Origin of the sequence: Agarivorans sp. QJM3NY_30, assembly GCF_050870855.2 — a bacterium.
Classification (GTDB): Bacteria; Pseudomonadota; Gammaproteobacteria; order Enterobacterales; family Celerinatantimonadaceae; genus Agarivorans.
Genome location: NZ_CP194038.2, coordinates 1,986,629 through 2,009,840, shown reverse-complemented (window position 1 = coordinate 2,009,840; position 23,212 = coordinate 1,986,629). Strand labels below are relative to the sequence as shown.

24 protein-coding genes, 1 pseudogene and 1 riboswitch are annotated in these 23,212 nt (G+C 42.9%); of the genes and pseudogenes, 11 read left to right on the top strand and 14 right to left on the bottom strand.

All coding sequences use genetic code 11. The features are described 5' to 3' along the window. Nucleotides 1-5: 5 nt before the first annotated feature. Nucleotides 6-290 carry a YfcZ/YiiS family protein gene (locus tag ACRRSX_RS09285; RefSeq protein WP_432453487.1) on the bottom strand — a complete coding sequence of 95 codons (285 nt, stop codon included), beginning with the start codon at nt 288-290 and terminating at the stop codon, nt 6-8. A gap of 142 nt (nt 291-432) precedes the next feature. On the opposite strand from ACRRSX_RS09285, the gene ACRRSX_RS09280 reads away from it, so the two are divergent. From ACRRSX_RS09280 to ACRRSX_RS09265, 4 genes are all read left to right on the top strand, one after another. Further along, nucleotides 433-999 (top strand): sigma-70 family RNA polymerase sigma factor, encoded by a 567-nt coding sequence (locus ACRRSX_RS09280; RefSeq protein ID WP_432453488.1) that lies wholly within the window; start codon nt 433-435, stop codon nt 997-999. Beyond that, nucleotides 992-1,711: a DUF3379 domain-containing protein gene (locus ACRRSX_RS09275; protein ID WP_432453489.1), complete on the top strand. Its 720-nt coding sequence runs from the start codon at nt 992-994 to the stop codon at nt 1,709-1,711. Before ACRRSX_RS09280 ends, ACRRSX_RS09275 begins: the two co-directional genes overlap by 8 nt. A gap of 442 nt (nt 1,712-2,153) precedes the next feature. Further along, complete coding sequence (locus tag ACRRSX_RS09270) at nt 2,154-3,410, top strand: outer membrane protein transport protein (RefSeq protein ID WP_432453490.1); 1,257 nt, start codon at nt 2,154-2,156, stop codon at nt 3,408-3,410. Nucleotides 3,411-3,510: 100 nt separating this feature from the next. Beyond that, a complete protein-coding gene (locus ACRRSX_RS09265) occupies nt 3,511-3,891 on the top strand; it encodes a MerR family transcriptional regulator (protein ID WP_432453491.1) in 381 nt (126 codons plus the stop codon). A gap of 21 nt (nt 3,892-3,912) precedes the next feature. On the opposite strand, the gene ACRRSX_RS09260 is transcribed toward ACRRSX_RS09265, so the two are convergent. Next, the gene (locus tag ACRRSX_RS09260) at nt 3,913-4,497 is read right to left on the bottom strand and encodes a thymidine kinase (RefSeq protein WP_432453492.1); all 585 of its coding nucleotides are present in this window, start codon (nt 4,495-4,497) and stop codon (nt 3,913-3,915) included. A gap of 43 nt (nt 4,498-4,540) precedes the next feature. Then, nucleotides 4,541-6,109 carry a Na+/H+ antiporter NhaC family protein gene (locus tag ACRRSX_RS09255; protein WP_432453493.1) on the bottom strand — a complete coding sequence of 523 codons (1,569 nt, stop codon included), beginning with the start codon at nt 6,107-6,109 and terminating at the stop codon, nt 4,541-4,543. A 59-nt stretch (nt 6,110-6,168) separates the two neighbouring features. Next, nucleotides 6,169-6,340, bottom strand: a riboswitch (Lysine riboswitch). A gap of 178 nt (nt 6,341-6,518) precedes the next feature. On the opposite strand from ACRRSX_RS09255, the gene ACRRSX_RS09250 reads away from it, so the two are divergent. Continuing rightward, complete coding sequence (locus ACRRSX_RS09250) at nt 6,519-6,926, top strand: H-NS family histone-like protein (RefSeq protein WP_432469655.1); 408 nt, start codon at nt 6,519-6,521, stop codon at nt 6,924-6,926. A gap of 44 nt (nt 6,927-6,970) precedes the next feature. On the opposite strand, the gene galE is transcribed toward ACRRSX_RS09250, so the two are convergent. After that, entirely contained in the window at nt 6,971-7,984 is a 1,014-nt protein-coding gene (gene galE / locus ACRRSX_RS09245; RefSeq protein WP_432453495.1) for a UDP-glucose 4-epimerase GalE, read from the bottom strand. A 54-nt stretch (nt 7,985-8,038) separates the two neighbouring features. Further along, nucleotides 8,039-8,713, bottom strand: coding sequence for a 7-carboxy-7-deazaguanine synthase QueE (queE, locus tag ACRRSX_RS09240; protein ID WP_432453496.1), 675 nt, complete (start codon nt 8,711-8,713; stop codon nt 8,039-8,041). A 66-nt stretch (nt 8,714-8,779) separates the two neighbouring features. Here queE and queC point away from each other — a divergent pair, with 66 nt between their 5' ends. Next, nucleotides 8,780-9,442, top strand: coding sequence for a 7-cyano-7-deazaguanine synthase QueC (gene queC / locus ACRRSX_RS09235; protein ID WP_432453497.1), 663 nt, complete (start codon nt 8,780-8,782; stop codon nt 9,440-9,442). A gap of 39 nt (nt 9,443-9,481) precedes the next feature. Further along, nucleotides 9,482-10,057 (top strand): rhombosortase, encoded by a 576-nt coding sequence (rrtA, locus tag ACRRSX_RS09230; protein WP_432453498.1) that lies wholly within the window; start codon nt 9,482-9,484, stop codon nt 10,055-10,057. On the opposite strand, the gene pyrF is transcribed toward rrtA, so the two are convergent. The 6 genes and pseudogenes from pyrF to cmk all read right to left on the bottom strand — a co-directional run bounded on the left by pyrF (nt 10,046) and on the right by cmk (nt 15,155). Next, nucleotides 10,046-10,744, bottom strand: coding sequence for an orotidine-5'-phosphate decarboxylase (gene pyrF, locus ACRRSX_RS09225; protein WP_432453499.1), 699 nt, complete (start codon nt 10,742-10,744; stop codon nt 10,046-10,048). The two genes, rrtA and pyrF, sit on opposite strands and share 12 nt — an antisense overlap. Nucleotides 10,745-10,749: 5 nt before the next feature. After that, nucleotides 10,750-11,918, bottom strand: a pseudogene (gene lapB / locus ACRRSX_RS09220) (lipopolysaccharide assembly protein LapB). Continuing rightward, entirely contained in the window at nt 11,918-12,208 is a 291-nt protein-coding gene (locus ACRRSX_RS09215; RefSeq protein WP_432453501.1) for a LapA family protein, read from the bottom strand. Before ACRRSX_RS09215 ends, lapB begins: the two are co-directional and overlap by 1 nt. A gap of 93 nt (nt 12,209-12,301) precedes the next feature. Next, on the bottom strand, nt 12,302-12,586 hold the full coding sequence (locus ACRRSX_RS09210) for an integration host factor subunit beta (RefSeq protein ID WP_432453502.1): 285 nt from the start codon (nt 12,584-12,586) through the stop codon (nt 12,302-12,304). Nucleotides 12,587-12,695: 109 nt separating this feature from the next. Then, nucleotides 12,696-14,369, bottom strand: coding sequence for a 30S ribosomal protein S1 (gene rpsA / locus ACRRSX_RS09205; RefSeq protein WP_432456190.1), 1,674 nt, complete (start codon nt 14,367-14,369; stop codon nt 12,696-12,698). Between the two features lie 105 nt (nt 14,370-14,474). Further along, nucleotides 14,475-15,155, bottom strand: a complete 681-nt coding sequence (gene cmk / locus ACRRSX_RS09200; RefSeq protein ID WP_432453503.1) for a (d)CMP kinase — start codon at nt 15,153-15,155, stop codon at nt 14,475-14,477. Between the two features lie 663 nt (nt 15,156-15,818). Here cmk and ACRRSX_RS09195 point away from each other — a divergent pair. Further along, nucleotides 15,819-16,010 carry a PEP-CTERM sorting domain-containing protein gene (locus ACRRSX_RS09195; RefSeq protein ID WP_432453504.1) on the top strand — a complete coding sequence of 64 codons (192 nt, stop codon included), beginning with the start codon at nt 15,819-15,821 and terminating at the stop codon, nt 16,008-16,010. A 65-nt stretch (nt 16,011-16,075) separates the two neighbouring features. Here ACRRSX_RS09195 and ACRRSX_RS09190 read toward each other — a convergent pair whose 3' ends face one another. From ACRRSX_RS09190 to ACRRSX_RS09180, 3 genes are all read right to left on the bottom strand, one after another. Further along, nucleotides 16,076-17,410 carry a sigma-54-dependent transcriptional regulator gene (locus ACRRSX_RS09190; RefSeq protein WP_432453505.1) on the bottom strand — a complete coding sequence of 445 codons (1,335 nt, stop codon included), beginning with the start codon at nt 17,408-17,410 and terminating at the stop codon, nt 16,076-16,078. A 1-nt stretch (nt 17,411) separates the two neighbouring features. Further along, entirely contained in the window at nt 17,412-18,455 is a 1,044-nt protein-coding gene (locus ACRRSX_RS09185) for a sensor histidine kinase (protein WP_432453506.1), read from the bottom strand. 101 nt (nt 18,456-18,556) lie between these two features. Then, entirely contained in the window at nt 18,557-20,035 is a 1,479-nt protein-coding gene (locus ACRRSX_RS09180) for a sigma-54 dependent transcriptional regulator (protein ID WP_432453507.1), read from the bottom strand. 326 nt (nt 20,036-20,361) lie between these two features. Here ACRRSX_RS09180 and pseB point away from each other — a divergent pair, with 326 nt between their 5' ends. From pseB to pseF, 3 genes are read left to right on the top strand one after another with little or no spacing between them, the layout of a single operon-like run. Then, nucleotides 20,362-21,363 (top strand): UDP-N-acetylglucosamine 4,6-dehydratase (inverting), encoded by a 1,002-nt coding sequence (gene pseB / locus ACRRSX_RS09175; protein ID WP_432453508.1) that lies wholly within the window; start codon nt 20,362-20,364, stop codon nt 21,361-21,363. After that, nucleotides 21,360-22,508 (top strand): UDP-4-amino-4,6-dideoxy-N-acetyl-beta-L-altrosamine transaminase, encoded by a 1,149-nt coding sequence (pseC, locus tag ACRRSX_RS09170; RefSeq protein ID WP_432453509.1) that lies wholly within the window; start codon nt 21,360-21,362, stop codon nt 22,506-22,508. Before pseB ends, pseC begins: the two co-directional genes overlap by 4 nt. After that, nucleotides 22,505-23,209, top strand: a complete 705-nt coding sequence (gene pseF / locus ACRRSX_RS09165) for a pseudaminic acid cytidylyltransferase (protein ID WP_432453510.1) — start codon at nt 22,505-22,507, stop codon at nt 23,207-23,209. The genes pseC and pseF overlap by 4 nt, the downstream gene beginning before the upstream one ends. The last annotated feature ends 3 nt before the right edge of the window (nt 23,210-23,212 follow it).

Genomic DNA, 23,212 nt, shown 5'->3' with positions numbered 1-23,212 from the left:
CACAATTAGCGGTTTAAGCCTAATTGAAAAATTAGGCTTTCTGCCTGACAACAGAAGGTAAATGATGCATTAAGTTGAACACCACCTTCTATTTCTGTGAATTCACTCGTTATCTCACAAGGATCTGACTCTGCCTTACGCGCTTTTTCAATCAGCAGATTTAAACGACTTTCTGCCTGAGCTTTATCGGCGAATAATTCTTCTAACACAACACTACAGTCTTCACCATCAATCACTGCGCCAACATCGACACAACAGCAAGTTTTAGATTCTTCTAACTTAGTTTTCATCTATTTTCCTTTATTTTACGGTCAGCCTTAGTTATAACACTCCATCTACATGGAAACTGGAGCGACGATAACATGAGCCTCGGATGTTTTATTGTGAGTCATCATAACAGATTAGTAGGTAAGGTATTATCTAGGAATTTACATGCAAATTAATTTTTTTCGAAAGAAAAATCCTAGTGCCTCGGTCGTATCGGGTATGCAAACAAAACAAAAACGTTATGAAGCCCTCGTTCAGGCATACAATCGAGATGTATACCGTTACGCCTACTGGTTAGTTCGTGACAAACATATCGCTGAAGACATTGTGCAAGAGACTTTTCTCCGAGCATGGCGTTCGCTCGATAGTTTAAAGGATGAAAAGGCCGCTAAATCATGGTTGATCACTATATTGCGACGTGAAAATGCACGCCGATTTGAACGTAAGCAATTGAACTTAGTGGATATTGAAGACCATTCGGTCGCTGATGCCCACTCACTTTCGAGTGAGCAACAAATTGAAAATGAGTGGTTAAGGCGACAAATTGATAAACTCGCACCGGAATATAAAGAGCCTTTGCTACTACAACTCATCGGCGGGTTTAATGGAGATGAAATCGCCGAGATGTTAGAGCTAAATAAGAACACCGTTATGACTCGCTTATTCCGTGCGCGTAATCAGTTAAAAGACGCCTTAGAAGATAACCAAAATCGAGGACAAAGTAATGGATGAGCTAGAATTCCGCCGCCAGCTGTATACCAATCCTCGTGAGCGTGATGAAGCGTTCATTCAGGAAGCCAATCAAACGGCTAAAAACAAAAAACTTTATGACGAAATGCAGCACTTCGAAAATAAACTGGAACAAGCTTTCAACGTGGAGGTTCCAGAAGGGCTTGCTGAACGGCTCATTTTACGCCAGAGTTTTGACGATTCACAATCGCGTTACCGCCGTAAAACCCGCTTCCATATGGCAATGGCCGCCTCTGTCGCCTTTGTTCTGGGTTTAAGTTTTAGCTTGATAAACTGGCACACAACCGCTCCCGGAGACATTGGGCAAATAGCCCTGAACCATGTTTACGAAGAAATGCCCTTTATTAACGGGGTCGATGAGCAACCATCCCTGCAAACCGTAAATGCCAAGCTTGAACGCTACGGAGCCAGTTTTAAACAACTGCCCGGTGAAGTGGTTTATGTGAATCATTGCTCCTATGGTGGCAGCCCAGCCTTTCATATGGTGATGAAAGGCAAGATGGGCTCGAACATTAATGTCTTTGTGGTTCCTCAATCCACAGAGTTAGCGATGGAAGAAAATTTTGCTGACAAAAAGATGCGCGGCACCGTCACCCGCTTACAAAACGCCAGCTTAGTCGTGGTTGGTGAGCGCAACGAACCAATAGAAAAATCGGTAGAAATTTTAACTCAAGACCTTAATCAATCGATTTAGTCATCAAGTTAAGCTGAGAACTCAGCTTAACTTACTATTTTATTAGAAGTATTTCTTTTATTGAGGCAAGCTCAAGCACTCCACATCGGCCAATATCATTATCAAACACTTGTTTAACTTTGTGCGTTAGCTCCAACTTTTAACATTCTCAATTAACATCATCTTAACATTTTGTTCATTTTCTCTTAATCTGGTCAGAGGTCAGCTCACTAGAGGCCTGCTTATCTTTCGAGATTATTTGCAACTGTTTGTCAGCGCTTGATACAAAACAGAGCAAGTAGGGTCGAAGAATGCGACTTAAGCAAACAATCATTCACGGTGTTTGTTTGCTTTAAAAGTTCAGCTAAACCGTTTTTAGCCTGAAAAAATGGAGCAAAATAGATAAGCAAAGCTTAACCAAGACCCATAACGATAAACTTTTGCCGTATTAGAGAGGGAAACGATGAAGATAAGGATATTGCCACTCGCGCTTATCACCGCATCAAGTGCACTAACCGCAACACAGATACACGCGGCAGGTTTTCAGTTAGTTGAACACTCCGCAAGCGGTTTAGGCCGCGCTTTTGCCGGAGAAGCTGCAATCGCCGACAATGCTGCAGTTCTCGCTCGTAATCCAGCAGCCATGTCGATGTTTGACAGCATTGCCGTATCCGGAGCGCTCAGCTACATCTCGCCCGACGTTTATGTAAAAGGTAACAATGGCGTAGCTAGTCTTGATAATGCCTTAAGCAATCAAGATGTCGCTCCTAGTGCACTGGTCCCTGCTGGATATTTCATTCAACCCTTGAATGACAAGTGGGCTTGGGGAGTTGGCCTATTTACCAATTTTGGGCTTTCAACCGAATACCCCAGTGACTATGCTGCAGGTCAGATCGGTGGTAACACCGAACTGGTGACAATGAGCTTTAACCCAAATGTGTCTTATCGAATTAATTCCCAGCTTAGCATTGGCGCCGGCGTAAATGCTGTTTACGGTACCGCCAAGCTGATCCGTAACTTTGGCAGTAGTAGTAGTCCCTTTCCCGCGACGGGTACCGCAGCCTCAGTAGAGGGTGATGGTTGGGGGTATGGCTGGAACATTGGTGCAATGTGGGAAATTAATCAAGACCACCGTTTTGGAGTGAGTTATCGTTCTAAAGTCGACTTGGACTTTGACGGGGATTACTTTTCAGAGATCCCTGAAGGCTTAAGTAGTAACCCCTATGGTACTGGGGGACAAGTGATCCCGGGAGAGCTCACCCTGAACCTGCCCGACATTTTTGAATTCTCTGGATATCACCGATTAAATCAGGCCTTTGCAATTCATTACAGCTACTTATGGACCGGTTGGAGCACCTTTCAGGAGATCAGAGCAACCAACTCTGAAGGCACGACGATGTTGCAAAAAGACGAGAAGTTTAGTAACTCTTATCGACTTGCACTGGGTGGCACTTGGTACCTGAACCCACAATGGCAGTTACGCGCAGGAATGGCTTACGACCAAAGTCCTTCGCGCACTCATAAAACCATCAGCATCCCCGATAATGATCGCTACAATTACGGACTAGGATTTACCTATAGCTTAAGTGAGTACAGTAGCTTCGATACCGGGTTTACTTATATACAAGGTAAAGAAGGTGGCTTTAACGAAGAAGGTGTAGAATTTATCTCAAAAGGCGATGCTTACATCTTTGCGATGCAATATAACCATAGCTTCTAGACATTTAAATTTAGGTAGTCAGTTAAGTCTGGCTACCTTTTACTGAGGCTTGAGCAAGCCCGTTAATTCCCCTCGAAAAGTAACCGTTAACAGAGGAAACATGAGTCGTAGCTCAACATTATTTACCATAAGTGAACTTGCCAAAGAATTTGCCATTAGTACCCGCAGTATTCGTTATTATGAAGACCAAGGATTGCTTGAGCCACAGCGCCTTGGCAACAAACGTCTCTATAACAAACATGACAAATTAAGACTCAAACTCACTTTAAGAGGTAAACGTTTAGGATTTTCGCTAAGTGAAATCAGAGAATTATTTAATCTTTACGATGCCAAACTAAATAACAGTGATGAGGTATTGCAATTGATCGAAAAAATAAAATCGAGAAAACACAGCTTATTGCAGCAATTAGAAGATATTCAAGTTGTATTAATGGAACTTAAATCTGCTGAGCGCCGTTGCCACGACGCACTCTCTAAATGACCCACCAAAGATCAATAAGCCTTAATGCTCTCCCGCATTCCCTTGAATAAAATGCTTACGACATAAAGAGACATAACGCTCATTACCACCAATTTCGATCTGTTTACCTTCATGAACCACCTGTCCATTGAGATCTATTCTGGCGTTGAAATGCCCTTTGTTGCCGCACCAACAAATACTTTTCAGTTCCTCAAGTTTATCTGCCAAACATAACAGATGATAAGCCCCCTCAAACAACTCCCCTAAAAAGTCCGTTTTCAAACCATAAACCATGACTGGTATATTTAGCTCATCAACAACGTTTGCAAGTTGGTAGACTTGAGCGCGACTTAAAAACTGCCCTTCGTCAACTATCACCACATCTAAAGACTGTTGGCGCTGTTTAGTAAGTACTAATTCAAACAGATCTTGTTGTGTGCAAAAAGTTTCGGCACGCAGTGACAAGCCGACTCGAGCCTTGATGATCCCTTCACCATCTCTTGTATCCATTGCAGGAAGCAAAGCCAATGGGTTCATGCCTCGCTCCTGATAATTAAAATGAGCCTGAATTAATTGAGTCGATTTTCCCGAATTCATTGCCGCATATTTAAAATGTAATGAAGCCATCTACAACAAAGTCCCTAAAATTATTGTTCGATCTGCCTAGCCTTTAAGCTTTGACAGGTGTTTGCTGCAGATAATATAAACCCGCGGTGGAGATAGCAAATAAGCCTAGACCAATCGATAAGGCCGCCATCACATTTCCGGTGATTCCCATCACGATGTAACTAGCAATGCTGATCAATGCAACTAATAAAGCATAGGGAAGTTGAGTCGCCACATGGTCTAAATGATGACAGGCAGCACCTGTCGATGACAAAATAGTGGTATCCGAAATCGGCGAGCAATGATCACCAAAAACCGCCCCAGCTAACACCGCCGACAACATCGGCAATATGAGACTCACATCACTGGCCACCGCCATGTCTGCAGCAATGGGCAGCATAATACCAAATGTCCCCCAGCTGGTACCCGTAGCAAAAGCCATCACACCAGCAAGAATAAACAGCAACACTGGTAACATGCTTGGATCTATCGAACCAGTGAGTCTCGAGGCCAAGTATTTACCCGTCTCAATATCACCAATCACACCACTAATTGACCAAGCAAACAACAGAATAGCAATCGCCGGGCTCATCGCTTTAATACCAAGCCAGAGAGCATTAATAATCTGCTGCAGGCTTAAACTCTGTTTGGCAGCAAAGCCCATACTTAGCAACAATGCGGCAGCACCTCCAATCACCAGCGATAAAGTAACATCTGTATTTTCCAATGCCAGTAACAGGCTAAAGGAGACCTGCGATTCAATAGTTGCTGCACCAGTTACAACAAAACAGCTAAAAGTGACCAACGTTAATATGATGATCGGTAATACCAAGCCTAAAGGTGAGCCATTACTCGCTTGAAAGTCATGGTTTATGCTGCCTGGTGGCGTGCCCTTGGCTGGGTCAAATAACTGCCCCGCCGCGGCCGCATCTTCATGTTGCTTCATGGGACCAATATTCAGATTAAAATAGGCGACAGTTAGGGCCATTAGTAAAGCAAAAACTGCATAAAAATTTAAGGGAATCATGGTAGCAAAAGCCGCTAAGGGCGTAATATTGGTGATTCCATGACTGACTAACAAGCCTCCAACCAAAGCAATGATATAAGCGCCCCAACTCGATAAAGGCATCAATACACATACCGGCGCCGCAGTGGAATCCAATAAATAAGCAAGCTTGGCGCGCGAGACGCCCGCCTGATCGGTGAGCGGACGAGCGACACTGCCAACCGCCAAACTATGAAAGTAGTCATCTACAAATACCACAAAGCTTAATAAAGCAGTGGCGATGGTGGCATGGCGCTGAGTTTTAATTCTTCGTTTTGCCCATTCAGCAAAGGCTTGAGTGGAGCCAGCTGCACTCATTAAACTGGTCATCCCCCCCAGCAATAATAAAAACAGAATGATTTGCAAATTCCAGAAATTAGCTTCGCCCTCATCCCAAACCAAGCCTACAGCTAGTTGAGATAGATAAACAAAACTATCATTAATGGAGTAATCACTGAGCAAATATGCGCCACTTAAAATACCACAGCATAGGGCGGTAATAACGCGACGGGTTATTAGTGCCACTAATAAGGCAATAGTTGGCGGCAAAATTGACAATAAAGAATCTGAATAAGAAAGTGTTTGCATGGCTTCTCGGTCTATTATTTCTGAGAACAAACCGAGTCCGCCGCACTTGATGCAGCTAAAAACCCTGTAGCTCTCCATAGTTTTTACTATGACAATGCAGCATTTATTAAATACTGCACCAGCAATCGGCGTTGATAGCACCTATTACTTCGGCACTGACCCCTTTTGTACAAAACCAATGGCATCACCCCATTTTGTACTACTTTTGGTCAGAGCACCTCTACATACTAGCATTAGGAGCTGGATTCTACCCTTATATACAGAATTTTCAACCTAAACTTTAAAAGGAAAAAGCGACCTATTTAAATGTTCATTTCATTATTTATAAAGACATAATTGACAAGCGCATAGATCTAATTAAAATTTAGATGTCGATTAAATAAAGCTAATTAATATAAGCGGGACAAACATGACCGATTTTATCAAAGTATTTTTAAATGCTAGAAGCCTGAAAGCGGCGACTAAAGAATTATCAATTGAACAGATAGAAGAAAGCTACAACAAGCTTAAATCTATTTTAGATGAACGTTACCAAGTTCGCGCTGAAGAAGAACAGCAACAACGAGAAAAACAAGAAAAATTAGAAAAATACAAAGCCTTACTAGAACAAGATGGCATCGATCCGAATGAATTATTATCGATGATTAAACAAGCTCCCGTTAAAGAAAGAAAAAAACGCGAGCCATTACCTGCAAAATATAAATTCGTAGACGAAAATGGCGAAGAGAAAACTTGGACCGGACAAGGCCGCACACCTTCACCGATTCAAAAAGCGATTAAAAATGAAGGCAAAACCAAAGCGGATTTCCTTATTTAAGTAATTGAAAAGCGAGCTTTAAAGCTCGCTTTTATTTATTATAGTTAAGCACTAAATCCTTGCGGATTTGCTTGCTGCCAGCGCCAAGAATCTTCAGCCATATTATCCAAGGTTAATTCTGCTTGCCAATCCAACTGTTGTTTGGCCAGACTCGGATCAGAGTAACACTTCGCAATATCTCCGGGACGACGAGCTGAAATTTGATAGTTGATCGTCACACCTGAGACTGCTTCAAAAGCTTTAATCATTTCCAGCACGCTATAGCCTTGTCCCGTGCCCAAATTATAGGTGACTAACCCAGGTTTAGTTGCTAACTTCGTAAGCGCCTTCAAGTGCCCCTTGGCCAAATCAACCACATGAATATAATCACGCACCCCAGTACCATCAACGGTATCATAATCATCACCAAAGACACTCAATTGTGCTAGGCGACCCACTGCAACCTGCGTAATATAAGGCACCAAATTATTAGGGATACCATTTGGATCCTCACCGATTAAACCCGATGGATGTGCACCAACTGGATTAAAATAGCGTAACAAAGCAATATTCCAACTATTGTCTGACGCATATAAATCCCCTAACATTTGCTCTACTATCAATTTAGAACGACCATAAGGATTTGTCGCACCAGTCGGAAAACTTTCTAAGATGGGAACCTCGTGTGGGTCGCCATATACCGTCGCAGAAGAACTAAATACTAAATTTTTAACCTGATACTTTGCCATCACTTCACATAAAGTTAAGGTTCCTGATACATTATTTTGATAATAATGCAAGGGTATCGTTGTCGATTCCCCCACTGCTTTTAAGCCTGCAAAATGAATAACCGCACTAATATCATGCTTACTAAAAACGGCATCTAATGCCGATTTATCCATAACATCAAGTTGATAGAAAATAGGTCTTTTTGTTGTTATTTGCTCCACTCGGTCGAGTGCGGCAAGATGTGAGTTACACAAATTATCGACCACAATAACCTCTTCACCTTGGGTCAATAACTCAACGACAGTATGACTGCCAATATATCCGGCACCACCAGTAACCAATATAGCCATAATAATCCTTAATTACGCTGAAATTTATTTAATTAGAAAGTAACAATAGACAGATTAATCTATTCCCAGATATTTATGGGTTTGTAATGACAAACGCCAGTTATTCTTAATACAAGTTTGAATGCATAATTGAGTGGCACGAGCTTGTTGGCTTATCGGTTGCAAACAAATCGTCAAATCTTTATCACCAGACACGCCAGACAACAATTCATGCAAATTCTCAATATCTTTTTCTCTGGCCACGGGATGCTTTATTTCATCAGCCCGCAACAAAGCTTGCTCAAGGATAGGCTTGCCTCCTTGCATCGCCACTTTGGGAGATACAGTGACCCAAGCCTTGCTACTAACTAAAATAGGGTAAGTGCCACTGGTTTCAACTTGCACCGTATAAGAACGTTGTAACAAGCGTTCACAAAGGTCTCTCAAATCATAAATACAGGGCTCACCACCAGTAAGCACCACATGCGTTGCCGAATACGTTTGTAATTGTGCCACTAAGTTCTCTACAGAAGCATTGGCCCAACGCGGCTTATCCCCAGACACACCGATAATCTCACCAAACTCGCACTGTTGTGTGGGTTCAAGCCCCCAAGTATGCTTTGTATCGCACCACGAACAACCAACATCGCATCCTTGCAACCGAATAAATATAGCGGGAACGCCAGTGTAGTAACCTTCTCCTTGAATGGTTTCAAAAATTTCGTTGATCGGTAAATAGCGTTGCGACATTTGTATCCTAATAGATAATAAGCGAGAATCTAACTCTGTATTAAAACACATTTTAAAGAGCAAACAATGAAAGAAAAAGCCGTTGTTATCTATTCTGGTGGAATGGATTCTTATACCGTGCTGCATAAAACTTTACAGCAAGGCTTACAAGCTTATGCCTTAAGCTTTAATTATGGACAACGCCATCTCAAAGAGCTCGACTTTGCCAAAAATGTTTGCTCAGACTTAGCAATTAACCATAAGATTGTCGATATTAGTAGTATCAATCAGTTACTTGCTGGCTCTTCGCTCACTTCAGACATCGATATACCGGAAGGCAATTATCAAGAAGAATCCATGAAATCGACAGTGGTCCCTAACCGCAACATGATTTTACTGTCGTTAGCAATAGCTTATGCCGTTTCAATCGGTGCGAAAAAAGTCTTTTACGGCGCGCATTCTGGAGACCATGCCATCTACCCTGACTGCCGTCCAGAATTTGTCAAAAAAATGAATGATGTTAGTCTTATCGCCAACTATCAGGCAGTTGAGGTAATAAGCCCCTACCTAGAACTATCCAAAGTAGAAATCCTAGCAGATGGCTTAGCGATGAAACTAGATTATAGCAAAACATGGACTTGCTATAATGGCAGAGAGCAAGCCTGCGGTAAGTGTGGCGCCTGTCAGGAAAGACTAGAAGCCTTTCACTTAAATCAAGTCACCGATCCGCTAGACTATGAGATGGGATAATCCAATTGCGCGCTTTAACCCTGCAAACTATGGACTTTAATGTTTAAACTAATCCTAAAGCAACATTGGTTCTTATGGCTCATGTTAAGTGTTTCGTGGTTATTGTTACCCCATGCCGATACCGCCAGTTGGCAACGTAGCGCCATTTTAGGTGGTCACTATTGGCGCCTACTAAGTGGTAACTTTTGCCATAACAATTTTACCCATTGGCTGATGAATATTGCGGCCCTCATCCTCATTTATTTTTGTTACAATGATCGCCTCTCTAACCGGCAGTTTTTACAATTAAGTTTAATTATTTCTGGTATAGGGGGCTATGCCCTACTTTATGGACCTTATAGCGAGTATGTTGGTTTGTCAGCTCTCATCCATGGCTTAATCGCCTATGCGGCCTGTATTGATATCATCAAGGGCAGAGCAAAAATTGGGATGGTTGTTGTGCTAGGCTTAGCGATGAAACTATTATTCGAACAAATCTATGGTGCTGACCCATGGATAAAACAAATGATAGGCATCGATATCGCTATTGATGCTCATCTCATCTATACCTTAATTGGCCTTAGCCTAGCACAACTATCATGGCTGCCTTTATGGCGAAACCGTTCAGTCCAATAGCTGCTGGTTAATTGACGACAACATTTGTGCCGGCGATTCTGCTTGAGTTATCGGTCGGCCAATTACTAAATAGTCGGAACCGACAGCCATCGCTTGCGAAGGTGTCATGATTCGTCGTTGATCGCCTGGAGCGCTCCCCTCTGGTCGAATACCAGGCGTAACCAGTGAAAAATCATTACCTAACATCGCCTTCAATGCAGCGGCTTCTTGCGCAGAACAGACCACCCCATCAAGACCACACTGCTTGGCTAAGGTCGCAAGGCGCTCAACTTGCTGCTGCGGATCTAAATCAATCCCTATCTCAGCTAAATCGGCTTGCTCCATACTGGTTAACACCGTAACCGCTATTAGCTTAGGTTTTTTGTCACCAAATGGCACTAATGCCGCTTTGGCTGCTTCCATCATTCTGCGGCCACCGCTAGCATGAACATTCACCATCCACACCCCGAGCTCAGCCGCTGCTGCAACAGCCTTAGCCACTGTATTGGGGATGTCATGAAATTTAAGGTCAAGAAACACCTCAAACCCTCGTTGATGAAGCTCTTTCACTAAATGCGGACCAAACAAGGTAAACATTTCTTTACCCACCTTGAGTCGACAAGAGCCGGGCTCTAATTGTTCAACAAAGGCCATACATTGCTTTAGATCGGCATAATCTAAGGCGACTAATACTTTCGGATCTTGCATTAACTCTATTCTCCATCTAACCCGACTATCGGTTTCACTGTGCCCAGCTTTTACACGAGGGACAGTGCCAATAAATAGAATGCGACGAAAATCCACAACGTCGACATTGATAATGAGGTTTAATTTTTAACTGTTGGGTCACGAGGCTTCTTAGTACCTGTAAGCTCTGCTTGGCTTGGCCTTCTTCAGCAGAATCAAGATGAAGCCCCATTAAATGATGAAATCCTTTCATAGTAGGGTGGCGCTTTAATTCGTCAACCAAGAAATCTTGAGCTTGTTCAGCACCATTCATTTCTTGATATAACGCGGAAAGCTCAACGACCACACTAGCACTCCCTTTAATCGCAAGGCTATATTCCAAAAATTCTCGGTAATATTCAGGCTTTGCTAACTGCTCACTACATCGCTTATAAATGGCTAAAGCATCAGGAGCAAAATCAATATCTTGTTCTGGGATCTGATTAAGATATTTTAACGCAGTCTTATAATCCCCTTGGCTGGCTTGAATTTGCGCCAAATGGAGACTTGCACGAACACAATTTTTATCGCTAGATAAGGCTTTCTTAAGCAAGGCTAAACTCTTGGAGGTTTTGCCTGCCGTTTCATACTCTTGAGCTTGTTCACAATAAAAATGAGCGATTTGTTGCGCCACATCTGAAAGATCTTTAGGGCTAAGTTTCTTGGCAATATCGATGGCTTGCTGCCACTCTCGGGTTTGCTGGTAAATATTCAACAACTGCTTAAGTGCCAACTGCCGATAGTCAGGCTCGTCTTGCAATTCCAACAATAAGGCTTCTGCGCGGTCGAATAAACCTGCGGCAAGATAGTCTTTCGCAAGTTGTTGTAGGGCTAAGTTACGCTGTTCAATATCGATCCCTTCTCGGGCGATAAGATTCTGATGAATGCGAATAGCTCGGTCAACTTCTCCGCGTTGTCGAAAAAGGTTACCTAAGGCGAGGTGAGTATCGATGGTTTCGGCATCAACCTGAAGCAAGTCAATAAATAAATCGACCGCTTTGTCAGACTGATTGGCTAAGAGTAGATTTAAACCTTCAACATATTGTTTAGAAACATGATTGGCTTGTTGTTGTTGATTTTGTCGAACACTGCGCTGGCCCATATACCAGCCGTAGGCCGCAGCAACAGGTAATAGCAAAAACAACAAGCCAAGCATTAATTATCCTTGACCGTCTCGTTCTGCAACTTATTCAACTGTTTCTGCTGCTTAACTAAACGTCGCTTCAAGCTGACTTTTTCTATCCGAATACGGGTATAAAAAGCTAACAAGAACAACAAGCAACAAACGAAGCCACTAATAAAGAGGCCAGCCATTAACCATGATAGCCGTATACTTGATTCTGCAATAAGATAATTTACGCTCACGATCTGTTCGTTTTGAGCGCCAAGCGCTAAAGCAAGCACAAACAATACAACTAAAAGTAAGGTAGAAAATATCGCCTTCACACAACCTCCTAAGCCAAATAAAAGCTAGGGAAATTATGCAGTAATCACCTTAATTTAACCAGCCAAGATCGTCTATTTGTACAACAAACAATACTATAGACCTATATTTACTCGTTCTCTTAATTCTTTACCGGGTTTAAAGTGAGGCACGTGCTTTCCAGAGAGTTCGACTTTTTCACCCGTTTTAGGATTTCGCCCAACCCGTGGTGCTCTAAAATGCAGAGAAAAACTACCAAAACCACGGATCTCAATCCGATCGCCTTCCTGCAAAGAGCTAGTCATTTGCTCTAGAATTTCTTTAATCGCCGACTCAATTTCTTTACTGGTAAATTGAATATGTTTACTCGCGAGTATTTCAATCAAATCAGATTTAGTCATGGATTCTCCAAGCTATTGATAAAGGGAACTTATACCAGTGTAGATAAAGAACTTGGGGGGGACAAGTCCCCCCCAATATTCAATCAATTAAATCTATAAGATTTGTTGATTATTCGCCTTTAAGCGCTGATTTGAACGCGTCAGCCATTGCGTTACCAATCTGAGCATCTTCTTTCTTGTTCAGAGTAGCCATTGCTTCTTTCTCATCCGCTTCATCTTTAGCACGGATAGAAAGGCTGATTACGCGATTCTTACGGTCAACACCAACAAACTTGGCTTCAAGCTTGTCGCCAACAGAAAGAACCAGTGAAGCATCTTCAACACGGTCACGGCTTACATCACCAGCACGTAAGTAACCTTCAACACCACCAGCTAGTTCAACAGTTGCACCTTTCGCATCAACTTCAGTCACGGTACCGTTAACTAGAGCACCTTTCTTAAGATCTGCAAGGTAGTTGTTGAATGGGTCTTCAGCAAGCTGCTTAACACCTAGGCTAATACGCTCACGTTCTGCATCAACTTGTAGTACAACAGCTTCGATTTCGTCGCCTTTCTTAAAGTCGCGAACCGCTTCTTCACCTTGAGCATCCCAAGAGATGTCAGATAAGTGAACAAGGCCGTCAATACCGCCGTCAAGGCCGATGAAGATACCAAAGTCAGTGATAGACTTGATCTTACCTGAAACTTTGTCGTTTTTATCATGAGTGCTAGCGAATAGCTCCCATGGATTAACTTTACACTGTTTCAAACCAAGCGAGATACGACGACGTTCTTCGTCAATATCAAGTACCATAACTTCAACAAGGTCACCCACGTTAACAACTTTAGATGGGTGGATGTTTTTGTTAGTCCAATCCATTTCAGAAACGTGAACTAGACCTTCAACACCGTCTTCGATTTCAACGAAACAACCGTAGTCAGTTAAGTTAGTTACGCGACCTTCAAGACGAGCACCTTCTGGGTAACGGTTAGCAATTGCTACCCATGGATCTTCACCCAACTGTTTAAGACCTAGAGATACACGTGTGCGCTCACGGTCAAACTTAAGTACTTTAACGTTGATTTCATCACCAACATTAACAATTTCGCTTGGGTGCTTAACGCGTTTCCAAGCCATGTCAGTGATGTGTAGAAGACCGTCAACACCGCCAAGATCAACGAATGCACCGTAGTCAGTAAGGTTCTTAACGATACCTTTAACTTCTTGACCTTCTTGTAGGTTCTCAAGAAGTTGATCACGTTCAACACTGTTTTCAGTTTCGATAACAGCACGACGAGATACCACAACGTTGTTACGTTTCTGGTCAAGCTTGATAACTTTAAATTCAAGCTCTTTGCCTTCTAGGTGAGCGGTATCGCGAACTGGGCGAACGTCAACTAGTGAACCAGGCAAGAATGCACGGATGGTGTTAACTTCAACTGTAAAGCCGCCTTTAACTTTGCCATTGATGATACCAACAACCGTTGCTTGCTCTTCGTACGCACTCTCAAGTTGGATCCACGATTCATGACGTTTCGCTTTTTCGCGAGAAAGAACAGTTTCACCGAAACCATCTTCTACTGCGTCAAGGGCTACATCAACTTCCGCGCCGACTTCAATTTCTAATTCACCAGCAGCATTTTTAAACTGCTCGGCAGGAATTGCAGATTCTGACTTCAGGCCAGCGTCTACTAATACCATACCGTTTTCGATACCTACTACAGTACCTTTAACAATAGAACCAGAACGAAATTCCAAATTCTGTAGAGACTCTTCAAAGAGTTGAGCAAAAGATTCAGTCATTTTATAATTTACACATATAGAAACGGCCACTCAGCAATCCCGCTAAATGGGGTTAATAATAAACACCTATTTCATCCATGTTATAGGCGCACCAAGTCCCAGTGATTACTGGGTTAATTGTTTGTCGATAAAACCTATCGACATTGAAACGACGTCATCAATAGAAAGTGACGTAGAATCAATGACTAACGCATCTTGAGCAGGAACTAAAGGAGCAACCGAACGGTTTCTATCTCGTTGGTCTCGTTCTTCAATTTCGCTCAAAAGGTGGTCAAAACTAACATCAAAGCCTTTATCTTGCAACTGATTATAACGTCGTTGCGCGCGTTCTGCCGCACTAGCGTCCAAAAAAATCTTAGCGGGAGCATCAACAAATACCACTGTTCCCATATCGCGACCATCGGCAATCAAACCGGGGGCAGTTTTAAAGCCACGTTGACGCCGCAGCAACGCTTCCCTTACTCGCGGAAAAGCGGCCACTTTAGATGCTGCATTCCCCGCGGTTTCCTGGCGAATTTCCAAAGAGACATCTTCACCTTCTAAAATCACGATGGTTTGACCATCCTGCGCTTCAAAACGGACATCTAAATGTGCGGCTAATAAACTCAAGGCCTCTTCATTGTCTAATTCTACGTTATGATGAATGGCCGCAAGCGCCAATACCCGATAAATGGCACCGCTATCTAACAATTGCCATTGATAATGCTTCGCTAAACGTTGGCATAGAGTTCCCTTACCTGCCCCACTTGGACCATCGATAGTCACTACCGGAACGTTTTGAGTCATCAGTCCCCCTCAACATGAAACAACATGAGCCTAAAAGGCCCCAGCTAAAAATGCGCCTCATTGTACGTGAAATGGAAATATTTCGCTTCAGCTTTTTTGATAACAAGCACATTTTAATAAAAAGTTACGAGCCAGCCAGAATAAAAACCTTATACATCAATGATTTTGATTTAGATAACACGTAAAAACAAAAGAAACTATAAATTAAAAAGCTTATATAAAAATTCAATAAAGATGATTAATTTTCGATGAAAAGTTTCCTTTGATCGCGACAGTTTTGTTACTTGTTTCACACCCCCTTTCTGCCAATATTACCACCACAGCCTCTGGCGGCAATACGTGGCAGCAGGAGCAATTCGCAAGAGGTTCTGGCTTAACCAATCAATATCTTGTTAGTCAAAGTGGCAACATCACTATCAACAATGCCAATTGCTGTTGGTAACCCCGCAACCAGTCCACATATCTTTACACCTCAACGAGGGTCTGAGATGGCTTATCCTAGGGCGTTAATGACGATGAAAACTTTGACATACTATTTCAGGCGCTTGCCTCTGGCGATGAAGACGACTCGAAAGCCAGTACCTTCACCATCAACTTTTTCAATGATGAGAGCAATATCGGCCAAACGATGTTCACCACCGCTTCTTCAATATTGAGTTATTTATGGGTTTTATCAACGCCCCCTTCAACAAAATTCAAGTCAGAGAACAAGACGGCGCAACCCACAGCAACGAGTATTTCCAACTTTATACTCTCAGCATAGGCACAAGCTCAGTTCCTGAGCCACAAACAATCCTGCTTATGGCACTTGCTTTGATTTTCCTTGGCGGTTTTAGGCTTAAGCAAACAGCCTAGCGCATGCATGATGTTGGTGCTTAAGTCTTCAACCTACCAACACCGGTAGGCCGATGCACTTAAAGTTAAGCTGGCAACTCAATCCCCGAGTCTTTAATTCGAGCCAGTTTATAACGTAAGGTTCTTGGGCTAATTCCTAACTTTTCGGCCACATCTTTACGCTTTCCTTTGCAGGATTTTAGCGTCTCTAAAATAATCTGTTGCTCCTGCTGACGCAATTCATTACCTAAAGGCTCGCTATTGGCGGTTGATTCAGCCAGTACCGATTGTATTTGACTGGGTTCTAATTGGTTCTCGATCACCAAGCAGTCACTATCAATTATTTCGGCATTAGCCAAGATAAGCGCCCTTTGCATTACATTGTCCAGTTCTCGTACATTGCCCGGCCAGCTATGGTTTAATAACTTATGTTGGGCACTTAAACTCAGCTCACAGTGACGTTTACTATGACGAAACAGCAAATGCTGCGCCAGAGGTAATATGTCGCCGGGACGCTGATTCAGAGGCCGCCACGATAATGGAAACACGTTTAAACGATAATACAAGTCTTCTCTAAATCGTCCTTGACTAACAATCTCACGCATATCTCGGTTGCTGGTTGCGATAACACGTACATCAAGTTGGATCATCTTGCGGCTGCCTAAACGCTCTACTTCTTTCTCTTGCAACACCCGCAGTAACTTGGCTTGCAAAGCAAGATCCATCTCGCTGATTTCATCCAACAAAATAGTCCCGCCCTGCGCCTGCTCAAACTTGCCAGGACAGGCTTTAATCGCCCCGGTAAAAGCGCCTTTTTCATAACCAAATAACGTGGCTTCCAACATATTTTCCGGAATAGCCGCGCAGTTAATCGCGACAAAGGGCTGCTCGGCGCGTGCCGAGCTATCGTGAATATAACGTGACAGTACTTCTTTACCTGCACCACTAGGGCCACTAATCAAGACAGAGGCTTCTGATGCAGCCACCTTTTTGCTCAACTCTAATAAGGCTTCGGTAGATGGATCACCGTAGATAGGCTCCCGCTTTTCAACCTTAATTGATGGCGCGTAACGCCCAACCTGATTGAGTAAAACTTCAGGTGCAAAGGGCTTTGATAAGTAGTCGATCGCGCCATCACGCATCGCCGAAACCGCATCATCAATTTTTGCATAAGCAGTCATCAGCAATACTGGGAGTTGTGGCCATTTCTGTTTGATATTCTTTAATAAATTCAAACCATCCATACCGCCCATTTGCACATCACTAATCACCAGATCAATCGGTTCATCAGCGAGCGTGAGTAAGGCCGCCTCAGCACTATTCGCCTGTTTACATAAATAACCCGCCAAAGACAGAGTATCCACCAAAGCTTCACGAAGACCAGAATCATCTTCTACGATGAGAATTCTAGATTGACTCATATTATTGCCCTCCCACAGCAAGCTCATGATGATAAGGTTCAGCAAGTGGTAAGCTCACCAAAAAACGAGTCCCTAATGGAGTATCCTCTAAACAAATATCACCTTGATGAGCCTTAACCACCGATTTCACAACGGCGAGGCCTAAACCTGTACCATTTTGCTTGGTCGTATAAAAGGGTTCAAAAATCTTATCCGCTTGGTCCATAGCTATCCCTCCGGCTTGATCTTCTACTGCAATCACCAACATATGCTCCCTCAATCCAGCCGAGACTCGGATCTCTTGACCTTCTTCACTAAGTTGCGCTGCATTTTCAATAAGATTCGCGAGCGCCGACACCAAAGCGTTCGCATTCACCAAAATATCGATCTCTTGCGGACAACAAACGATACTCAACCGCACTTTATATTGGCGAACACAAGCATCAGTTGCCGCCTGCAACTGCTCCAATAGTTGTTGAACGGACACCGTACTCACAACCATTTTTTGGCCGCTTTTAGCAAATAACAACATGTCATTGACCTGCGTTTCTAAATCATTTAAACGGGCCATCATTTTGATTTGAAAGCTTTCTCGAGACGCATCGGATAAGGTTTTATTAGAAAGATTTGAGCCATATAGCATTGCTGCGGAGAGTGGGGTTCGAATTTGATGGGCTAATGACGCAACCATATTACCAAGTGCTGACATTCGCTGGAGCTTTGCAACATTCGCCTGCAATTGCCGAGTATGAGTCATATCAGTGAGAACAATGAGTTGGCCTTGCGTATCTTGTAATGGGGACAAGCTCAACTTAACTCGCCGCCCATCAACCAGAGATAACTCGTGACCATCATCGGCTTTCGGTGCAAATAATTTGGGAACGGCTTCTGCCCATCGCCGCTGCTCAATATCATCTCCCAGCAGTTGTTTAGCGACAGGATTAGCGCGAGAGACAAAACCTTTATTGTCTAGCAAGATCAAGCCAGAGGGCATTACATCAAAAATTTGAGCAAGATTATGCTCAGAAAGACTAGCTGGTTGCTGTTGTATAAGTACTGAAGGCATGACAATTGCTCCGCGTCATAAAACCGTTATCAGTACTTGTACAATCAAATATCATGCCACAAAAAAAAGACTATTATTCAGTGCATTACATGGGAAATAACTCAACCGTCTTTATTTAAACCGTATTTTCGCATCTTTTCTACGAGGGTGGTTCGGCGCATCCCTAGTTGCTCCGCGGCGCGAGCCACAACCCCATCTTGCTGCTCAAGTGCTTGACGGATCAGGTCGACTTCCAATTCAGCCAACAACTCTTTCAAGTTGACACCTTCATCTGGTAATTGCTGCCCCCCTCCCCAGCCATCGTCCGCCAATTCGACCTCATCTTCGACCGGAAATAACAGTTCTGGGTTTGGCTCTGAAAATACCGAAGCATCTTCATCACTAAATATCGCGAGCAAGGCATCTCGTTCGGCTAACTCAGGACTATAATTGGGTTCGTAAACATCAGCCTCAATATGCCGATACTTAGGTGGTAAATCATTCACATCAACGATCTGATTTGGATGCAAAATCAACAAGCGTTCGACTAAATTCGATAGCTCACGAACATTACCCGGCCACTGATGTTGCATCAAGGACTCCACCGCTCGTTGCGTAAAACGCACTACAGCAGCATGTTCTTCCTCATGGCGATTGACTAATTCCTGCAATAATAGTGGAATATCATCTTGGCGTTCCCGTAACGAAGGCATTTCAATAGGAAAAACATTCAAACGATAATATAAGTCTTCTCGAAACTTCTCTTGCTCGATCATTCGTTCTAATTTACGGTGAGTAGCCGCCACGACTCTGACATTAGCGTGAATCTCTTTACTACCACCAACTCGCTCAAACTGGCGCTCCTGTAATACTCGCAGTAATTTAACCTGCATTGGCATTGGCATATCACCAATTTCATCGAGGAACAGCGTCCCCCCTTCGGCTAATTCAAAACGCCCCTTACGCATAGCAAAGGCGCCGGTAAATGCGCCTTTTTCATGCCCAAACAACTCACTTTCGAGCAGATCAGGAGGGATCGCCCCGCAATTAATTGGAACAAACGGACCACCACTACGCGGTGAATGGTCATGAATCGCCTTCGCAACCACCTCTTTACCGGTACCTGATTCACCAAGGATCAGTACATTGGCTTCTTTACTTGCTACCTGTTCAATTAGATGGCGGATCTCTTGAATAGCTATCCCTTTACCAATCAAGTTTTGCTTTAACCTTTCGCTTTTCGCTGGCGAGACTTTACCGGGTAAATGAGTCAGATAAGCATCGCAATGGTGTAATAGCTGAGTCAGCTGCTCATAACTAAAAGGACGGTCTAAATGGCCAATTAAATTTGGAACTGTATCAATCGCGTCACCGTCACCAACACTAATAAAAGGGCACTGAGGAAACTGGCTGATAATATCAAATGCCTGAGGGGTCTCATTACTGATAACAATAACCGTTTCAATGCCGTTGAGTTGCTGCTCAATACAGCTACGCTCACAAATGCTAAACTGTTGACCAATAAAACCCAGCACCGTTTCAAGCTCTTTTGCTCGCGTCGGCTCTCCATCCAACACTAAAACCATTTTGGATGCTTGCATCCCTAATCTCTGCATATAATCTCAGCTACCTTGCGACATCACATTTTCTATATCGATTGCAACTATTGTAAACAGGCGTCAAAAATTCGCAAGCCGCAAGCTGCAAAACCGACAAAAATATGACGCGCCTTTGATTTGCAAAGAAAAGCGCTCAAAAAAAGCGCTCAAAAATATTCGCTAACATAAAAACCTAGCGATACACATCAAAAACACACTACCAAGTCAGTTTTATGTAGTAAAATGGAGCACTTATTGCTTATTGTTCAATTAAATGACCTTATCATTTTTCTAGAGCTTCTATTCGCTAGCGAACAAATGGAATCATTATGTTTGATAATAAATCTATCCTGATTACCGGTGGCACCGGTTCTTTTGGTAAAAAATACACAAAAACCATCTTAGAGCGATACAAACCAAAGCGTTTAATCATTTATTCGCGTGACGAGCTTAAACAGTACGAAATGCAACAGGTATTTAATGCTCCCTGCATGCGCTACTTTATCGGCGATGTTCGAGATAGAGAACGCTTAATCCAAGCAATGAATGATGTTGATTATGTGATTCATGCAGCCGCCCTCAAACAAGTTCCTGCCGCCGAATACAATCCTATGGAATGTATTAAGACCAATATTCATGGGGCCGAAAATGTAATAAAAGCGGCCATAGAAAACAACGTGGCCAAAGTAATTGCTTTATCTACAGATAAAGCGGCGGCTCCGATCAACCTCTATGGAGCCACAAAACTAGCCTCTGACAAGCTATTTGTAGCTGCTAATAACATGGTCGGTCAAGGTAACACGCGGTTTGCTGTTGTGAGATATGGCAACGTAGTCGGCTCTCGCGGTTCAGTTGTACCATTTTTCAAGCAATTAATCGCAAATGGAAGTGACCACTTACCCATTACACATCAAGATATGACTCGATTTTGGATTACCTTACAGCAAGGCGTGGACTTTGTTCTAAAAAACTTTAGCCGTATGTATGGCGGTGAAATTTTTATTCCCAAAATTCCTTCGGTGAAAATTGTCGACTTAGCCAAAACCTATGCTTCTGATTTGCCGATCAAGATTATCGGTATTCGACCCGGAGAAAAACTGCATGAGATTATGTGTCCCGGTGATGACTCTCATCTCACTTTGGAATTTGAAGACCATTTCGTAATTTGCCCCAGTATTAAATTTTATAATGATGACCACAACTATTCTCGAAATCTAATTGATGAGACAGGAACCCCTGTCCCGCAAGGCTTTGAATACCACTCACAAACTAATCCAAATTTTCTCGATTCAGAACAAATTTTAGCTTTCGATCAATTGGCAGAATCATGATTCCTTATGGTAAACAGCAGATATCTCAGCAGGATATTGATGCCGTTGTAGATATATTGCGATCTGACTACCTAACCCAAGGACCTAAAGTTCCTGAATTTGAACAGGCCTTATGTGCTTATACCGGAGCAAAGTATGCACTAGCGGTTAACTCGGCAACCAGTGCTCTGCATCTGGCTTGCCGTGCCCTCGATATTAGTGTCGGTGACATAGTTTGGACCAGCCCAATTACCTTTGTCGCATCCGCCAATTGTGTTCTTTACTGCGGTGCTCAAGTAGATTTTGTTGACATTGACCCTAGGTCATTCAACATTTGCCCTAACAAGCTCAAAAATAAACTCGAGCAAGCGGCGCTAAATAATTGTTTGCCAAAAGCGCTTATTATCGTTCATATGTGTGGTCAACCTTGTGATATAAAGGCTATTCATCGTTTAAGTCTGCAATACAAATTCAAGATCATTGAAGATGCTTCACATGCCATTGGCGCTCGATATTTAAATCAGCCAATCGGTCGTTGTGAGTTTAGTGATATTACGGTGTTTAGTTTTCACCCTGTAAAAATAATCACCACCGGTGAAGGCGGTGCGACCTTAACAAACTCAGATACTTTAGCGCAAAAAATCGCGTTATTAAGAAGCCATGGGGTAACCCGTGACCCCAACAAAATGACCCAAGAACCCGACGGTCCCTGGTTTTATCAGCAATTGGACTTGGGCTTTAATTATCGAATGACTGAGCTACAAGGCGCTTTGGGCTTATCACAACTTCAACGTATTGATCAATGGGTCACACGGAGAAACGAACTAGCCAATCACTACGATAAACTGTTAATGCCACTCGCAGTCACAGCACCAAAACAACACCCTGATGGGATATCAGCCAGACACCTATACGTTATTCAACTACAGCAGCCAGAACAACGATTGTCTGTATATCTGGCGATGCAAGCCGCGGGGATTGGCGTGAACATACATTATATCCCAGTTCATACTCAACCCTATTATCAGGCACTAGGTCATCAATTGGGGGATTACCCAAATGCTGAAAAGTATTACCAAGCAGCCTTAAGTTTACCGCTTTTCCCAGCACTAACTAATCAACAACAAGATTTTATAGTCGCAACGCTAGCCAAGGCATTAACATGACAAATATTGCAATAATTCCAGCTCGCGGTGGAAGCAAACGGATCCCTAGGAAAAACATCAAGCTATTCCATGGTAAGCCAATAATTGCTTACAGTATAGAAGCAGCTCTAGCTAGTGGTTGCTTCGACAAAGTTATAATTTCGACAGATGATCACGAGATAGCAGAAGTGGCTCTAGAATACGGTGCAGAGGTACCATTCATCAGACCAGCAGACATTGCTAATGATTTTGCCACTACTGGCGATGTGCTCAAACATGCAATCTCTTGGTTTAATCAACCTATAGACTATGTTTGCTGCATTTATGCTACAGCCCCCTTCATTCAACCATCTAAAATACAACAGGCTTATCAGCTTATCAGTAGTAGTGAAAATGCCAACTATTGTTTCCCTGTTTGTGAATTTCCATTTCCAATACAGCGAGCAATAAAATTAACTCCAGACAATCGCGCAGAAATGTTTCAACCTGAAAATTTCAGCTGTCGTTCGCAAGATTTGGAGCCAGCATATCATGATGTAGGACAATTTTACTGGGGGCTTCCAGAAGCATTCCTTAGTGATATACCTATGTTTTCAAAATCTGCTATAACCTTCAAATTGCCTAGGAAATTCGTAGTAGACTTGGATACACCAGATGATTGGGAGCTAGCCAGCTTACTATACCAAGCCCAAATCAACACTTCGAAGCAATCTAAAAGCTAAACC

Excerpts from the sequence above, each read along its gene's own strand:
- ACRRSX_RS09285 (WP_432453487.1), bottom strand. The coding sequence starts at position 290 with ATGAAAACTAAGTTAGAAGAATCTAAAACTTGCTGTTGTGTCGATGTT.
- ACRRSX_RS09280 (WP_432453488.1), top strand. The coding sequence starts at position 433 with ATGCAAATTAATTTTTTTCGAAAGAAAAATCCTAGTGCCTCGGTCGTA.
- ACRRSX_RS09275 (WP_432453489.1), top strand. The coding sequence starts at position 992 with ATGGATGAGCTAGAATTCCGCCGCCAGCTGTATACCAATCCTCGTGAG.
- ACRRSX_RS09270 (WP_432453490.1), top strand. The coding sequence starts at position 2,154 with ATGAAGATAAGGATATTGCCACTCGCGCTTATCACCGCATCAAGTGCA.
- ACRRSX_RS09265 (WP_432453491.1), top strand. The coding sequence starts at position 3,511 with ATGAGTCGTAGCTCAACATTATTTACCATAAGTGAACTTGCCAAAGAA.
- ACRRSX_RS09260 (WP_432453492.1), bottom strand. The coding sequence starts at position 4,497 with ATGGCTTCATTACATTTTAAATATGCGGCAATGAATTCGGGAAAATCG.
- ACRRSX_RS09255 (WP_432453493.1), bottom strand. The coding sequence starts at position 6,109 with ATGCAAACACTTTCTTATTCAGATTCTTTATTGTCAATTTTGCCGCCA.
- ACRRSX_RS09250 (WP_432469655.1), top strand. The coding sequence starts at position 6,519 with ATGACCGATTTTATCAAAGTATTTTTAAATGCTAGAAGCCTGAAAGCG.
- galE (WP_432453495.1), bottom strand. The coding sequence starts at position 7,984 with ATGGCTATATTGGTTACTGGTGGTGCCGGATATATTGGCAGTCATACT.
- queE (WP_432453496.1), bottom strand. The coding sequence starts at position 8,713 with ATGTCGCAACGCTATTTACCGATCAACGAAATTTTTGAAACCATTCAA.
- queC (WP_432453497.1), top strand. The coding sequence starts at position 8,780 with ATGAAAGAAAAAGCCGTTGTTATCTATTCTGGTGGAATGGATTCTTAT.
- rrtA (WP_432453498.1), top strand. The coding sequence starts at position 9,482 with ATGTTTAAACTAATCCTAAAGCAACATTGGTTCTTATGGCTCATGTTA.
- pyrF (WP_432453499.1), bottom strand. The coding sequence starts at position 10,744 with ATGCAAGATCCGAAAGTATTAGTCGCCTTAGATTATGCCGATCTAAAG.
- ACRRSX_RS09210 (WP_432453502.1), bottom strand. The coding sequence starts at position 12,586 with ATGACTAAATCTGATTTGATTGAAATACTCGCGAGTAAACATATTCAA.
- rpsA (WP_432456190.1), bottom strand. The coding sequence starts at position 14,369 with ATGACTGAATCTTTTGCTCAACTCTTTGAAGAGTCTCTACAGAATTTG.
- cmk (WP_432453503.1), bottom strand. The coding sequence starts at position 15,155 with ATGACTCAAAACGTTCCGGTAGTGACTATCGATGGTCCAAGTGGGGCA.
- ACRRSX_RS09195 (WP_432453504.1), top strand. The coding sequence starts at position 15,819 with ATGGGTTTTATCAACGCCCCCTTCAACAAAATTCAAGTCAGAGAACAA.
- ACRRSX_RS09190 (WP_432453505.1), bottom strand. The coding sequence starts at position 17,410 with ATGAGTCAATCTAGAATTCTCATCGTAGAAGATGATTCTGGTCTTCGT.
- ACRRSX_RS09185 (WP_432453506.1), bottom strand. The coding sequence starts at position 18,455 with ATGCCTTCAGTACTTATACAACAGCAACCAGCTAGTCTTTCTGAGCAT.
- ACRRSX_RS09180 (WP_432453507.1), bottom strand. The coding sequence starts at position 20,035 with ATGCAAGCATCCAAAATGGTTTTAGTGTTGGATGGAGAGCCGACGCGA.
- pseB (WP_432453508.1), top strand. The coding sequence starts at position 20,362 with ATGTTTGATAATAAATCTATCCTGATTACCGGTGGCACCGGTTCTTTT.
- pseC (WP_432453509.1), top strand. The coding sequence starts at position 21,360 with ATGATTCCTTATGGTAAACAGCAGATATCTCAGCAGGATATTGATGCC.
- pseF (WP_432453510.1), top strand. The coding sequence starts at position 22,505 with ATGACAAATATTGCAATAATTCCAGCTCGCGGTGGAAGCAAACGGATC.